The sequence below is a fragment of the Citrobacter meridianamericanus genome (assembly GCF_041320245.1).
Classification (GTDB): Bacteria; Pseudomonadota; Gammaproteobacteria; order Enterobacterales; family Enterobacteriaceae; genus Citrobacter; species Citrobacter meridianamericanus.
The window spans coordinates 3,827,949-3,842,404 of sequence record NZ_CP101036.1; the positions used below are offsets into that span (position 1 = coordinate 3,827,949).

Genomic DNA, 14,456 nt, shown 5'->3' on the forward strand with positions numbered 1-14,456 from the left:
AGCTGATTCGTGAGTCTCCCCTCTTTTTGCCGCACCATGCTCTTGCTGACAGGTTTGTCTATTTCAGGAATTTCTTCAGGTCACGCCGCCGAGTGGCCGCGTCAGGTTACCGACAGCCGCGGCACGCATACGCTGGAGCATAAGCCGCAGCGCATTGTCTCCACCAGCGTCACCCTCACAGGCTCGCTACTGGCGATTGATGCTCCGGTCATCGCCAGCGGGGCCACCACGCCGAACAATCGCATTGGCGATGCGCAGGGCTTTTTGCGTCAGTGGAGCGAAGTCGCAAAAGAGCGCAAATTGAGTCGTCTGTATATTGGTGAACCGAGCGCTGAAGCCGTTGCGGCGCAAATGCCGGATCTGATTCTGATAAGCGCCACCGGCGGGGATTCTGCCCTCGCACTGTACGATCAACTGTCCACCATTGCGCCCACACTTATCATTAATTACGACGACAAAAGCTGGCAGTCACTGCTGACGCAGTTAGGCGGCATCACCGGGCATGAGCAACAGGCGGCAGCACGTATTGCCGAGTTTGATAAGCAACTGCAGACGGTTAAACAACGTATTACCCTACCGCCACAGCCGGTTAACGCACTGGTGTACACCGCCGCCGCGCACAGCGCCAACCTGTGGACGCCGGAATCTGCGCAAGGCAAGTTAATGGAGCAGTTAGGTTTCACGTTAGCGCAGCTGCCAGCCGGACTGCACACCAGCCAGAGTCAGGGCAAGCGCCACGATATCATTCAAATCGGCGGTGAGAATCTGGCGACCGGACTGAATGGCGAAGCGCTATTCCTGTTCGCGGGCGACAACAAAGATGCCGACGCCATTTATGCCAATCCGCTGCTGGCACATCTGCCGGCCGTGCAGAACAAGCGTGTTTACGCCCTGGGAACGGAAACTTTCCGTCTGGACTACTACAGCGCGACGCTGTTGCTGCAACGCTTCTCCTCACTGTTTTAATGGTTCGTACCGGATGTGGTTTACGCCGCATCCGGCCTGAAGCCTCACGCCAGTTCAGGCGGCGTCTGACGGAAACGACGTAACTCATTCAACAGCAGCAACAGCAGCAGTCCTGCGATCGCAAGGCCAAATCCACTGACGCTTGCCGAAGCGACTGGCGTCATCATCGCGCCCAGACCACCTAACAACGCTGCTCCGATGGCATCACCAGTGACATTCTGCGCGGTCCACAAACCGTTAATTCGCCCGAGCATCGCTTCCGGCGTCTGCGTCTGTAACAGGGTGTACTGCAACAAAGAGCTGACCGCACTCAGCCAGCCAAACAGCGCCAGGCAAACAACCCCAAGCTCCCACACCGGCATCAACCCAAACAGCCCGATAGCCAGGAACGACGCAACGGTCGATGCCAACATGATCAGTCCCGGGCGAATGCTGTGCGCCAGTTGCCCGCTGGTCAATGCGCCCACCGCCGCCCCCAGGGGAATAGCCGCATACAGCAGACCAATTTGCGCGCTCGACATTTGCCAGTTAATCGCCAGCGCCGGATACAACACGCGTACAGCGCTCGCCATGGTCAACAGACCGCCGAGCAACGCAATGCCGCCAATCAGCGGACTGGCAAGCAGAAAACGAAATGCTGCCAGCAGCGATTTCAGCGGATGCTCACGCGGCTGCGGCGGAGGCGGCAACGCGGGAAGGCTCAGCAACGGCAGCAATGTAATGAAGGTCCCCGCCGCCGCCAGCCCGTAGTTCCAGGCCACGCCACCGGTTGCGAGCAGCACCCCGCCAAGCATTGGCGAAATGACCGACCCCAGACGCACCGTCAGCATGGTAATCGCCCCGGCCTGCATCAAATTCTCCCGCCCGACCAGCGCCGGCGTTGCTGCCAGCAAAGCGGTTACACCCAGTGAGGCAAAGAAACCGTCCCACAAGCCAAGCAGATAAATCACCAGTAATGACGGTTCAGGCAGTAGCGCATTCAGACACAGACCAATAAAGCCGATTCCGCAGGTTCCACGCGCCAACAGGATCACTTTTTTACGTTCATAGCGATCGGCCAGCACGCCGCCCACCATCAGGCCAATAAACATCGCGCTACCAGTCAACGTCACCGACAAACCAACCTGCCAGGTCGACTGCGTCATCATCTGGATCTGTACCGGAACCGCCACACCGAGTAGCCCCAGAGAGACAATGGAAATAAAACGGGCGAGGAAGACGGCACGAAATGCAGGGTGGGTCTTTAACAGGCTGAGATTGAGCAGCCATGATTGTCGATTCATTACAGAGCCTTACCAGGTACTTTTTCAATATCCATTCGATGGCTGCACATGCTAACATATCCAAATAAGATCGATAACGATAATTACTATCATTATCAGGAAAGTTGATATGCCATGCTCTGTTTCCGCGACACGTGCCTTCGCCGTGCCCGGACTATTGTTATTACTTGTTCTCATCACGGTACTAAGCCTGGTGATTGGCGCAAAATCGCTACCTGCTTCCGTGGTGCTGGATGCGCTCACCGGCAGTTGTCAAAGCGCTGATTGCACCATCGTGCTGGACGCGCGCCTACCGCGCACACTGGCAGGACTGCTCGCAGGTGGTGCGCTGGGCCTGGCTGGCGCATTAATGCAAACACTCACGCGTAACCCTCTCGCCGATCCCGGCATTCTGGGTGTCAACTCCGGTGCCAGCTTCGCCATTGTGCTGGGGGCCGCGCTGTTCGGCTTTTCCTCTGCACAAGAACAACTGCTGATGGCTTTTGCCGGTGCGCTGGCCGCGTCGCTGATCGTGGCATTTACCGGCAGCCAGGGCGGTGGGCAGTTAAGCCCGGTACGTCTGACACTGGCGGGCGTTGCCCTGGGCGCGGTGCTGGAAGGATTATCCACCGGCATCGCCCTGCTCAACCCGGATGTCTACGATCAGCTACGTTTCTGGCAGGCCGGTTCACTGGATATCCGCAGCCTGCAAACGCTTAAAGTAGTACTTGTGCCGGTGCTGATTGCCGCTACTGTTGCGTTGTTCCTCAGCCGCGCCCTGAATAGTCTGAGCCTCGGAAGCGACACTGCTACTGCGCTTGGTAGTAAAGTCGCTCGCACACAGTTTATTGGCCTGCTGGTTATTACCGTACTGTGTGGTAGTGCAACCGCGATTGTCGGCCCTATCGCCTTTATCGGTCTGATGATGCCGCATATGGCGCGCTGGCTGGTAGGGGCAGATCACCGTTGGTCACTGCCCGCTACCCTGCTGGCTACCCCGTCTCTGCTACTGATTGCCGATATCATCGGTCGCCTGATTGTCCCCGGGGAGCTGCGTGTTTCGGTGGTCAGCGCATTCATCGGCGCACCGGTGCTTATCTTTCTGGTACGACGGAAACCACGCGGAGGTGGCGCATGATGCACCTCTCTCGCCGTCTGATAATCAGCAGCCTGTTGCTGATTGTAGGCTGTCTCGCCGTTGGCTTATGGAGCCTGCGTAGCGGCGTCGTGATGCTGGAAACCCAGCAAATTTTTGCTGCTCTGTTTGGCGATGCGCCACGCAGTATTACGCTGGTGGTGACCGAATGGCGTTTGCCTCGCATGCTCATGGCGCTATTGATTGGCGCGGCGCTCGGCGTGAGCGGCGCAATATTCCAGTCGTTAATGCGTAACCCGCTGGGCAGCCCGGATGTGATGGGTTTCAATACCGGTGCCTGGAGCGGTGTACTGGTGGCAATGGTGCTGTTTGGACAACATCTCACCGCTATTGCTCTTGCGGCGATGCTGGGTGGGATCCTGACCTCTCTGGTGGTCTGGGCGCTTGCCTGGCGCAACGGTATTGACACCTTCCGACTGATTATTATCGGTATTGGCATACGTGCCATGCTGGTCGCGTTCAACACCTGGCTGCTGCTGAAGGCTTCATTAGAAACCGCATTGACGGCTGGGCTGTGGAACGCCGGATCGCTCAATGGTCTGACCTGGGCTAAGACCTGGCCTGCTGCACCGTTGATCATCATTATGCTGGTGTGCGCCACGTTGCTGGTGCGCCGGATGCGTTTACTGGAAATGGGTGATGACAGTGCCTGCGCGCTTGGGGTCAGCGTAGAACGTTCACGTTTGATGATGATGCTGGTCGCCGTTGTGCTGACCGCCGCCGCCACCGCGCTGGCAGGCCCCATCTCATTTATTGCTCTTGTCGCCCCGCATATCGCGCGGCGGGTTAGCGGCACATCGCGCTGGGGATTAACCCTGTCGGCATTGTGCGGCGCATTGCTGCTGCTGATGGCGGATTTGTGCGCTCAACAGCTGTTTATGCCTTATCAGCTTCCGGTGGGCGTTGTCACCGTAAGCCTCGGCGGTATTTATCTTATCGTCTTGTTAATTCAGGAGTCCCGCAAAAAATGATCGAATCAGTAGCCCGTTTGCGTGGCGACCAGTTAACGCTGGGTTATGGCAAGTTTACCGTAGCGGAAAACCTCAATGTGTCGATTCCCGACGGTCACTTCACCGCAATTATTGGGCCAAACGGCTGCGGGAAATCAACGCTACTGCGCACGTTGAGTCGTTTGATGACACCTGCACGCGGTCAGGTCTGGCTCGACGGTGAGCATATTCAGCACTATCCCAGCAAAGAAGTAGCCCGCAGAATTGGTTTACTTGCGCAAAACGCCACTACGCCGGGTGATATTACGGTGCAGGAGCTGGTTGCCCGTGGGCGCTACCCGCACCAGCCATTGTTTACCCGCTGGCGGAATGAAGATGAAATAGCGGTCTCAAACGCCATGCAGGCGACGGGGATCACCCACCTGGCATCACAAAGTGTGGATACCCTTTCCGGCGGACAACGGCAGCGCGCATGGATTGCGATGGTACTGGCGCAGGAAACATCCATTATGCTGCTCGATGAACCCACCACCTGGCTGGATATCAGTCATCAGATCGATCTGCTGGAGCTACTGAGTGAACTAAACCGGGAGAAAGGCTATACGCTGGCCGCCGTTTTACACGACCTCAATCAGGCCTGTCGCTATGCGACGCATCTGATTGCACTCCGTGACGGACATATTATTGCCGAGGGCGCGCCGAAGGAGATTGTCACGGCGGAGCTTATCGAAAAAATCTATGGGCTGCGCTGTATGATTATCGACGATCCGGTTGCCGGAACGCCGTTAGTGGTACCGCTCGGGCGCAACAAATAGCAAGATTTGTCGTATGGCGGCCTGTTCGCCGCCATACGACAATTCATCACACCAGTTGTTGGTCAACAAACGTCATTTTTTGCTTACGCGACGCCATGGCGTAGTTCAGTAAAACGCCACCACATGCCACCATACCGCCCAGTAAAGCAGCCAGAACAACGATCATTGATTTAGCCGCACCATCTTTATGCACCGGCAGCGAAGGTGAAAGTTGATATTTAAACGGCGCGAATTGTACGTCGCTCACATTCATCGCTAACAGCTGCTCAACGTGATATTGGCGATTACGTAATTCACCGTTAATTTCAGCAACATCTGTTACTGATTTTTCTATTTCTAATTTACGCGCGATGCCGTCGGCGCCAAGTGAAATAGAAAAATCAGGGTCATCTTTCACTGCCTGACCATTACTATAGACTGGTTTTTTAATCCCGGCAGCATTCGCAATCTCCAGGGAGTAGTTCAACCGCTGGATATTGGCTTCCAGCTGATTCTTGAGCCTGACGCGATCCATCTCCAGTCTTTCTTTTTCAAAGCTGGTTTTGATCGACAGTTTATTGCGAATATCTTCCAGCGTTTCTTTTTCCACAATGTCGGAAATGTACTGGATGTAGCCTTTCAATACCGACTGGGCTTCTTCAGCCTGTGGCGCGGTAAAACTCAGCGTCCATGCGGTATACAACGAGGTTTCATTCTTTTTTCCCGCGTTGCTGTCAACCGCTTTCATTTTCTCACTGAGCCTGACGATGGCCCGATGCAGGTCCATTTCATCGATATCAGCGCCTTTCAGTTGATCCATCACGTAGGGTGAAGAACGCAGATACGCTCCTAACAATGAGGGCGACTGAAATTTTTTGATAAACAGGTTAAATACATCACCACGGCTAACGTTTATATCCATATCCAACACGCGCAATTTGGTCAACGTATTCTCAAGCTCCTGCCACTGGACCGGTTCTGCAGGGGTCACGATGGCCTGACTGGTCCATTTTTGTGGCAACAAAAAAGAGACCAGAATACCCACACAAGCAAAGGCTAATACGGTCGCCATAATTTTCGTCCTGGCGCGCCATAAAATTTCGATAAGATTCACTAAATCAATTTCGTTGGCATTAGCCGTTGGCTGGGGATAAGCAGTAAGTTCCGAAACGTTGTCTTGCTTAATATTTAATGATGACATGTTGTGTGACCTGAGATCCGCGCCCAAAGAAGAACATTTTCGAAAGAGAAGTCTACCAGTTAGTAAGAATTATCCGAAACATTCTTTGTGCCTGAAGCCCTACCAATAATAATATTCGGAATTTATTCACCCCTTTAATCGCCATCCGCCCCACAAAAAAGATCATCTCCATAACATATAATTTACATTATGGAGCTATTTGATCGCCGCGATAGCAAGAATGGCTTTGTTACATCGAATTATTGATTCGAGAATTAATTATCGGCCCTATATCCTCAAACGAGGCAGGGGAGATAATATCTACATGCGCGCAGTCGTGGTGGTAAACATCCAGACTGGATATCCACGGGGACCAGCTACGTTCAGGGCTGACGCCCGGCACTAAGGTACGCTCAGCAACGAACAGCGTGGCGTGGCCCGCAAACGGCACGCTGTGTGCCGTCGTGAGCAGGCGAACCGCATCAGCGTAGTTGCCTTCGATAGCGGTAAATAAAACCTCCGACGCATTCCCCTGCTGTACTGCCAGAAACGCTTCACGCTCCCGCTCGATCTCCGCCAGTACGGCAGGGTCTAAACCATTGGCCTCTTTTTCCTGCCAGTTTTGCGTCTCCGGCGGCCAGGTATCCAGCAGCCCCAGGAAGGCAACCGTCTCACCTCTGGCCTGTAAACGCGCGGCAATTCCCTGCGCCAGCGTCCCTCCCAGTGAATAACCTAATAAATAGTAGGGGCCATGAGGCTGCTGACTGAGTAGCGTTGCCAGATGATGTTCGCATACCGCATCGAGGTTTTCCGCCATCTGCATCGGGCCATCCGGTCGCGGAGACTGAATACCAATAATCGACCACTGCGGGCTGAGATAACGTGACAGCACGCTAAACTGCCAGGCAAAACCCGACGCCGGATGGAAGCAGAACAACGTTGGACCGTGACTTTCACGCAGTGGCAGCAGCGTCTCGAATCCCAGACGCTGCGACTGTTCATCATCATTGCTCTCCAGCAATGCACTCAGTCGTTCCACGGTAGAAGCCACCATAATCTGCCCGGGTGTTACCTGACGCTCAAAAATGCGGCTCAACTGCGCTGCCAGCTTCATCGCCAGCAGTGAATGCCCGCCAAGCGCAAAGAAATCAGCCTCTACATCATTCACCTCGCAATTCAGCAAGGCCGCAAAAGACTGCGCGATGGTTGTCTCCGTCCCTGCTCGCGGCGCGCGCCCGGAAGTACGCGACGTCAACTGCGGCATGGGTAGCGCTTTACGATCCAGTTTGCCGTTCGCGCTAAGCGGCAACTCCGCCAGTTGTAACAATACCGCTGGTACCATGTGCGCAGGCAGTTTTTCGCGCAGACGTTCCCGTAATGCAGACGTCTCCAGCGGTAGACCCGATTGCGACACCAGATACCCCACCAGTTGGCGCGCATCCCCGCCTGTCGCCGCGGCCTGGTTGAATACGCAGGCATGGGCAACGGCATGTTCGATGTCAGGCATTTGTTGCATCGCCCGGTCAATCTCACCGAGCTCAATGCGCTGTCCGCGAATTTTAAGCTGGTCATCGCTGCGCCCGAGGTATTCCACCGCGCCATTTTCCAACCAGCGCGCCACATCCCCGGTACGATACATGCGTTCGCCCGCGTTAAACGGATCGGCGATAAAACGGCTCGCCGTCAGATCCGGACGGCCCAAATAGCCTTGTGCCAGTTGGATCCCCGTCAGATACAGATCGCCCGCCACGCCGAAAGGCACCGGTCGCATCATGGCATCCAGAATACGTAAACCAGTATTCCATACCGGATAGCCAATCGGCACGCTGTTGCCGGTTACGGCGGCAAGTTCTTTCCCCCAGGCCGGATACCAGCTCACATCGACCGCCGCTTCCGTTGGCCCGTATAAATTGTGCAACGGCACATGAGTCAACTGTTCCCACTCGCGGCATAAGTCTGCAGGCAAGGCTTCACCGCTACAAAATACCTGTTTCAGCGAGGCACAACTCTCCCGCGCCGTTTCCGCCGTCAATGAAGCGACAAAAGCAGCCAGCATAGAAGGAACAAAGTGCGTGGTCGTCACCCCGTATTGGGCAAAAAACTGCTGCATCGCCAGTGGATCGCGGTGCGCCTCAGGTTCTGCCATGACCAGTTTTGCCCCGGCAATAAACGGCCAGAAAAACTCCCATACCGAGACGTCAAAACTGCACGGTGTTTTTTGCGCCACCACATCATCTGCGGTCAGCGGATAGTGATTTTGCATCCACAGCAAACGGTTAACGATGGCGGTTTGCCCAACCATCACCCCTTTTGGCCTGCCGGTTGAACCGGAAGTAAAAATGATATAGGCCGTATGATTGGGTCGAGATAGCGCCAACGGAGCTGCATCATCTGCTGGCAGCGGCGCGTCGTAGCACAGGCTTTCCAGGCCAGGGATATCACTAAAGCGCGCCAGTTGTTCCTCGGTCGCGATCAACAGTTTTGGCTGCGCATCTTCGAGCATCATCCGCAGGCGATCGTCCGGGTATCCGGTATCCAATGGCAGCCAGGCGGCTCCCGCCTCAACAATGCCATGCAGCGCCAGCGTCAGGAACACGGAACGCGGTAATACCACGGCAACGCTGTCACCCGGCTGTACGCCGCGTTCACGCAGAAGGCTCGCCAGCGCCACAACCTGCTGGCGCATTTCGCCATAGCTAAACTGATAGCGGGCATCGGCCAGTGCCGGGGCATCCGGTGTTTTATCGGCTTGTTGCGCCACCAGCGCGCTCAGCGTAGTGGACGGGATCTCCACGCTCGTATCGTTAATCTTCGCCAGCAGCTCATGTTCTGTCGGCAACAACATTTCAGCGTCGCCGCAGCATAACGACGGATTGTCGGCAAATTGCTCAATAAGCGCGATTAAACGCGAGGCATGCTGCGCCAGCGTCGCTGCATCGTAGCGCTGTTTATTGGCCAGGATTTCAATACTCAGCCCGCCGTTTTCATCCGGGAACAATGCCAGTTCAAGATCATTCACCGGCCCTGTCGCCAGCGTATGGGTTTGCGCCTGTACGCCGGGAATATTCAGCTGATAGTCGAATATTTTCACGTTCAGCACCGGGCCAAACAGCGGTTCGGCCCCGGCTGCACGCCCGCTGTCGCGAACGATTTGTTCGGCATCATAACGTTGATGCCGACGCATTTTCTTCAACTGTCCGGCCAGTCGTTGTGCAAGCGCAGGCAAGCTTTCTGTCGCATCCAGTTGCACGCCAAACGGCAGAACGTTTAAAACCGGTCCTGTGGACGTCAACGCCGCCGAGCCCATGCGCCGCATAAAGATAAACCCAGCGGCATAATTCATTCGGCTGCATAAGCGTCCCAGCCACAACGCCACCAGCGCAAGAGCCAGATCCGCACGCTGAACATCAGGCATGCGTGCCGCAAGCTGGCGGAACACGCCTTCAGGCGCGGTTAACTTCAGGCGAATAATCTCCGCGCTGGCCGATCGCCCCGGCAACGGTTTGTTCGACAGCGAAGCCGGTGGTGGTAGTTGTTTTCGCTGCTCGCGCCAGAATGCGCCGTCGCGTTGCCAGGCATCGCTTTGACGATACTGTTGATACTCTTCCACCACCTCAGTAAACGGCGTAAACGGTGAGTCTGGCGTTGACTCGCCGTGCAGCCATGCGCGGTAAATTGCGGCTATCTGTCGGGTAATAGCCGGGAAACTGAAGCCATCAACCAGCAGATGATGATAACGTTGATACCAATACCAGCGTTTGTCTCCCACCTGTATAAGCAAATGAAAAACCAGCGGCTTGTCGCCGTCAGCACGCAGATCCTGCTGCAGGTCAGCTTGCATCAACGCCCGCGCCACCTCATGTGGGTTGGATTTTTCGCGCAGATCGATGATTCCGGGTTGCGCAAAAGTGAGCGCAGGATCCACCCATTGCCAGACCTCGCCGTTATCTTCGCTAAACTGCATTCGCAAGGTATCGGCCTGCTCCAGGCCAGCCACAACCGCTTTCGCCAGCAACGGCGCGTCCAGTTCGCCGGTTAATTCTACGTAGTGCGCTACGCTCCACGCCGAGGGCAATGTGGAGAGTTTTTCCGCCATCCAGATCCCCGGCTGAGCCGCCACTAACGGTAAACGTTGAGTCATGGAGCCTCCTGCACATCGACATAGTTCGCTGGCGTCAGCGCGGTCCAGTTTGCATCCAGCCATTGCTGGCAGGCTTCCTGGGATTGGGGTTCACACACGACCTTCCAGCCAGCAGGAAGTGAGCACTGTTGCGGCCAAAGACTAAACTGGCGTTGGGGATTTTGCAGAATGTAAAACTGACCCTGCGGATTATCGAAGGGATTACTGAATTCCATACTCAACTCCTGTCGTGGAACATCGTCCGGTTAAATCGTGTCGGTAAGCGGCTGCCAGAGCGTCATTAGCCCTTGCATCAAACCGCCGCGCCAGCAAAGCGCATCGTGTCCACCATCAACCTGACGCCAGAAAATAGACTGTGGCGCAGAGGGTAACTGGGCATATAGCGCCTGATTTGCACGAAAAATAATGGGCTCGCGTATCCCCGCTTCCAGGACAATCCGCAGCCCCTGAGCGCTGATGGTCCCGGTCTTCAGTTGCTCGACGATCGCTCCGTCCTGATGACCACCGCGATGCGGCCACCAGTAAGATCCAGACTGACTGAGTACGCAGCCAAAGCGTTCCGGCCAGTGCAGTCCGGCATACAGCGATGACAACCCGCCAAAACTTTGCCCGGCGACCACGGTACGCTGCGGGTCGTCACTGAACGCGGTCGTCGCCTTCACCAGCGGCAATAGCTCCTGCTGTACTGCCAACCAAAAATCGGCATTACACGGCAGTTCGTGGCTGCGGTGAGCCGTATCGATGGCATCAATCAGGAGATAAACGGCGGGAGGGAGGTGTCCGCAATGCGTAAGTGAAGTTAGCGCAGGCCAGACCGGCATACTCTGCGCCCAAAACTGTCCGTCCAGCAGGATAGCCAACGGACGTGCTTCCGGTTGGGCATCACCGGTGGTAAACACCCACACGCGGCGCGTATTGCCAAGCCTGCCGCTACGCCATTGCAGGCAAACTGCGGGAGAACCGGGGTTTTCAGGTCGATCCCATCCAGGTTGTACGGGAGCCTCCGGCATCTCCAGCGCAGACACCGCGTGACCACGACCGCCCTGCCAGCTCAGTGGATTAAGCGGATCGGCAATGGCCTGCGGCAGCAATTTTCGCCAGCCTTCACGCAGCACGGTTCGGTCAGGCGCTTCGCCCGCTGCCAGCGCAGCAAAAATATCGTTTCGTTCTGTTGGAATAAAGCAGTAACTGCCGCGCCAGTTGGCGCTGAGTGAAATACGCCAGCACCAAACATTTGTTCCATCAATGCGTTGCATCGACTGAGGGGTCGCGTTTTGATGGTGATCGGTGACGCCGGTGACGTAGACCCATACGCGACGAATAGCGGACTCTTTTTCCGTTCCCTGCGGGTCACGCCACCAAAAAGTTACCCGATAATTTCCGTTGTCTTCACGCTCCCACTCCGGGCCCTTTTTCGACTGCCACCACGCCTCGCTTCCCATCATTAACGTCGTCACCGCCATAACCCCATGTTTATTGTGAAATTTTATGATTTAGCGTGAAATATATTGATAATATTATTGATAACTATTTGCATTTGCAATAGCGTATTGTCGCGCTGTGGGAAGCGCGCACAGTTTTTCACCACTTATAAACCGACCTGACGCTGCGTACTTTTTCTGGAATGGAGGGTTTACGCGGATACGGGCGACATCAGGCCAAATGCCGTACTACGGCAGATTGGTACTCGTGGCTAAAAGAACAGCAGGACAAACAATGAACAACAAGATTCATTCACTGGCCTTATTGGTCAATTTAGGGATTTACGGGGTAGCCCTGCCAGCAATGGCAGAAGATCAAACCGAGAATGCCGCAGTCTCTCATGAAGACACTATTGTGGTTACCGCCGCCCAGCAGAACCTGCAGGCGCCGGGCGTTTCAACCATTACCGCTGATGAAATCCGTAAGAATCCTCCCGCTCGCGACGTGTCGGAAATCATCCGTACCATGCCAGGCGTTAACCTGACCGGTAACTCAACCAGCGGCCAACGCGGCAACAACCGCCAGATCGATATTCGCGGTATGGGGCCGGAAAACACCCTGATTCTTATCGACGGCAAACCGGTCACCAGCCGCAACTCCGTGCGTCAGGGCTGGCGCGGCGAGCGTGATACCCGTGGCGATACCGCCTGGGTGCCGCCGGAAATGATCGAGCGTATTGAAGTGCTGCGCGGTCCTGCCGCGGCACGCTATGGCAACGGTGCGGCTGGCGGCGTGGTGAATATCATCACCAAAAAAGGCAGCAACGAATGGCACGGCTCCTGGGATACCTATTTCAATGCCCCGGAACACAAAGACGAAGGTTCGACCAAACGTACCAACTTTAGCCTGAATGGTCCAATGGGCGGAGATTTCAGCTTCCGTCTTTACGGTAATCTCGATAAAACCCAGGCCGACGCATGGGACATCAACCAGGGTCATCAGTCAGAACGTACCGGCACATATTCAAATACCCTACCAGCCGGTCGTGAAGGGGTGATCAACAAAGATATTAACGGCGTGGTTCGCTGGGATTTCGCCCCGCTCCAGTCACTGGAACTGGAAGCTGGCTATAGCCGTCAAGGCAATCTTTATGCGGGTGACACCCAAAACACCAACACCAACCAACTGGTGAAAGATAACTACGGGAAAGAGACCAACCGTCTTTACCGCCAGAACTACTCTCTGACCTGGAATGGTGGCTGGGATAACGGCGTCACCACCAGCAACTGGGTACAGTACGAACATACGCGTAACTCCCGTACGCCGGAAGGTCTGGCGGGCGGTACTGAGGGGATCTTCGACCCGAATGCGTCACAAAAATATCTCGACGCCGACCTGAGTGACGTCATGCTGCACAGTGAGGTCAGCATTCCGTTAGATCTGCTGGTCAACCAAAACCTGACGCTCGGTACCGAATGGAATCAGCAGCGCATGAAGGATATGTTGTCCAATTCACAGACCTTTATGGGCGGTGATATTCCAGGTTCGAGCAGCACCAACCGTAGCCCGTACTCAGACGCAGAGATTTTCTCTCTGTTTGCTGAAAACAACATGGAACTGACCGACAGCACCATGCTGACGCCGGGTCTACGTTTCGACCATCACAGCATCGTCGGCGACAACTGGAGTCCGTCTCTGAACCTGTCCCAAGGTCTGGGAGATGACTTTACGCTGAAAATGGGCATTGCGCGCGCCTATAAAGCGCCAAGTCTGTACCAGCTCAACCCGAATTACATTCTGTACAGCAAGGGGCAGGGTTGCTACGCCACCGGCTCCGCGACCGGTATTGGTTGCTACATGATGGGCAATGACGATCTGAAGGCCGAAACCAGTATCAATAAAGAGATTGGTCTTGAGTTCAAACGTGACGGCTGGCTGGCCGGGGTAACCTGGTTCCGCAATGATTATCGCAACAAGATTGAAGCGGGTACGGTACCTTTCGACAGAACGTCTATCACCAATAAAGGAAAGACGACTTACACCGATATCTATCAGTGGGAAAACATTCCTAAAGCGGTGGTTGAGGGTCTGGAAGGTACGTTGAACGTGCCAGTTAGCGAAACCGTTACCTGGACCAACAACATCACCTACATGCTGCAAAGTAAGAATAAAGAGACCGGCGAGCGCCTGTCGATTATTCCTGAATACACGTTGAATTCGACCCTGAGCTGGCAGGCACGCGAAGATTTGTCGCTGCAGTCAACCTTCACCTGGTATGGCAAACAGCAGCCTAAGAAATACGATTACCAGGGTAAACCGGTGACCGGCAGCTCGGCCAGCGAAGTTAGTCCGTACAGTATCGTCGGCCTGAGTGCGACCTGGGACGTGACGAAAAACGTCAGCCTGACCGGCGGCGTGGATAACGTCTTTGATAAACGTTTGTGGCGTGAAGGTAATGCCCAGACCACGGGTGATATCGTCACCGGGAACTATATGGCGGGCGCTGGCGCGCACACCTATAACGAACCGGGCCGCACGTGGTTCATGAGCGTTAACACGCACTTCTGATAACGTTTCTCCCTCTC

General features: G+C 55.3%; 10 protein-coding genes. 5 read left to right on the top strand and 5 right to left on the bottom strand.

Going from position 1 to position 14,456, the window contains the following annotated elements:
• Positions 1 to 36: 36 nt before the first annotated feature.
• A complete protein-coding gene (fepB, locus tag NMD08_RS18865; RefSeq protein WP_151225084.1) occupies positions 37 to 966 on the top strand; it encodes a Fe2+-enterobactin ABC transporter substrate-binding protein in 930 nt (309 codons plus the stop codon).
• A gap of 44 nt (positions 967 to 1,010) precedes the next feature.
• On the opposite strand, the gene entS is transcribed toward fepB, so the two are convergent.
• A complete protein-coding gene (gene entS, locus NMD08_RS18870) occupies positions 1,011 to 2,249 on the bottom strand; it encodes an enterobactin transporter EntS (RefSeq protein WP_151224908.1) in 1,239 nt (412 codons plus the stop codon).
• A 109-nt stretch (positions 2,250 to 2,358) separates the two neighbouring features.
• On the opposite strand from entS, the gene fepD reads away from it, so the two are divergent.
• The 3 genes from fepD to fepC are packed head-to-tail and all read left to right on the top strand — an operon-like array spanning position 2,359 to position 5,149.
• Positions 2,359 to 3,366, top strand: coding sequence for a Fe(3+)-siderophore ABC transporter permease (fepD, locus tag NMD08_RS18875; protein ID WP_151224907.1), 1,008 nt, complete (start codon positions 2,359 to 2,361; stop codon positions 3,364 to 3,366).
• Complete coding sequence (gene fepG, locus NMD08_RS18880) at positions 3,363 to 4,355, top strand: iron-enterobactin ABC transporter permease (protein ID WP_187252842.1); 993 nt, start codon at positions 3,363 to 3,365, stop codon at positions 4,353 to 4,355. Before fepD ends, fepG begins: the two co-directional genes overlap by 4 nt.
• Positions 4,352 to 5,149 (top strand): iron-enterobactin ABC transporter ATP-binding protein, encoded by a 798-nt coding sequence (gene fepC, locus NMD08_RS18885; RefSeq protein WP_151218722.1) that lies wholly within the window; start codon positions 4,352 to 4,354, stop codon positions 5,147 to 5,149. Before fepG ends, fepC begins: the two co-directional genes overlap by 4 nt.
• Before the next feature lie 46 nt (positions 5,150 to 5,195).
• Here fepC and wzz(fepE) read toward each other — a convergent pair whose 3' ends face one another.
• From wzz(fepE) to fes, 4 genes are all read right to left on the bottom strand, one after another.
• The gene (wzz(fepE), locus tag NMD08_RS18890; protein WP_286543049.1) at positions 5,196 to 6,329 is read right to left on the bottom strand and encodes an LPS O-antigen length regulator Wzz(fepE); all 1,134 of its coding nucleotides are present in this window, start codon (positions 6,327 to 6,329) and stop codon (positions 5,196 to 5,198) included.
• Positions 6,330 to 6,558: 229 nt separating this feature from the next.
• On the bottom strand, positions 6,559 to 10,449 hold the full coding sequence (gene entF, locus NMD08_RS18895) for an enterobactin non-ribosomal peptide synthetase EntF (RefSeq protein ID WP_370618760.1): 3,891 nt from the start codon (positions 10,447 to 10,449) through the stop codon (positions 6,559 to 6,561).
• On the bottom strand, positions 10,446 to 10,664 hold the full coding sequence (locus NMD08_RS18900) for an MbtH family protein (RefSeq protein WP_151218720.1): 219 nt from the start codon (positions 10,662 to 10,664) through the stop codon (positions 10,446 to 10,448). Before NMD08_RS18900 ends, entF begins: the two co-directional genes overlap by 4 nt.
• Positions 10,665 to 10,694: 30 nt before the next feature.
• Positions 10,695 to 11,912, bottom strand: coding sequence for an enterochelin esterase (gene fes / locus NMD08_RS18905; RefSeq protein WP_370618762.1), 1,218 nt, complete (start codon positions 11,910 to 11,912; stop codon positions 10,695 to 10,697).
• Between the two features lie 253 nt (positions 11,913 to 12,165).
• Here fes and NMD08_RS18910 point away from each other — a divergent pair, with 253 nt between their 5' ends.
• Positions 12,166 to 14,439 (top strand): TonB-dependent siderophore receptor, encoded by a 2,274-nt coding sequence (locus NMD08_RS18910; RefSeq protein WP_210904802.1) that lies wholly within the window; start codon positions 12,166 to 12,168, stop codon positions 14,437 to 14,439.
• The last annotated feature ends 17 nt before the right edge of the window (positions 14,440 to 14,456 follow it).

Bases quoted from the DNA above. Each gene is read 5' to 3' on its own strand.
- entF (WP_370618760.1), bottom strand. From the start codon at position 10,449: ATGACTCAACGTTTACCGTTAGTGGCGGCTCAGCCGGGGATCTGGATG.
- fepB (WP_151225084.1), top strand. From the start codon at position 37: ATGCTCTTGCTGACAGGTTTGTCTATTTCAGGAATTTCTTCAGGTCAC.
- NMD08_RS18900 (WP_151218720.1), bottom strand. From the start codon at position 10,664: ATGGAATTCAGTAATCCCTTCGATAATCCGCAGGGTCAGTTTTACATT.
- fepD (WP_151224907.1), top strand. From the start codon at position 2,359: ATGCCATGCTCTGTTTCCGCGACACGTGCCTTCGCCGTGCCCGGACTA.
- fepC (WP_151218722.1), top strand. From the start codon at position 4,352: ATGATCGAATCAGTAGCCCGTTTGCGTGGCGACCAGTTAACGCTGGGT.
- NMD08_RS18910 (WP_210904802.1), top strand. From the start codon at position 12,166: ATGAACAACAAGATTCATTCACTGGCCTTATTGGTCAATTTAGGGATT.
- entS (WP_151224908.1), bottom strand. From the start codon at position 2,249: ATGAATCGACAATCATGGCTGCTCAATCTCAGCCTGTTAAAGACCCAC.
- fes (WP_370618762.1), bottom strand. From the start codon at position 11,912: ATGGCGGTGACGACGTTAATGATGGGAAGCGAGGCGTGGTGGCAGTCG.
- fepG (WP_187252842.1), top strand. From the start codon at position 3,363: ATGATGCACCTCTCTCGCCGTCTGATAATCAGCAGCCTGTTGCTGATT.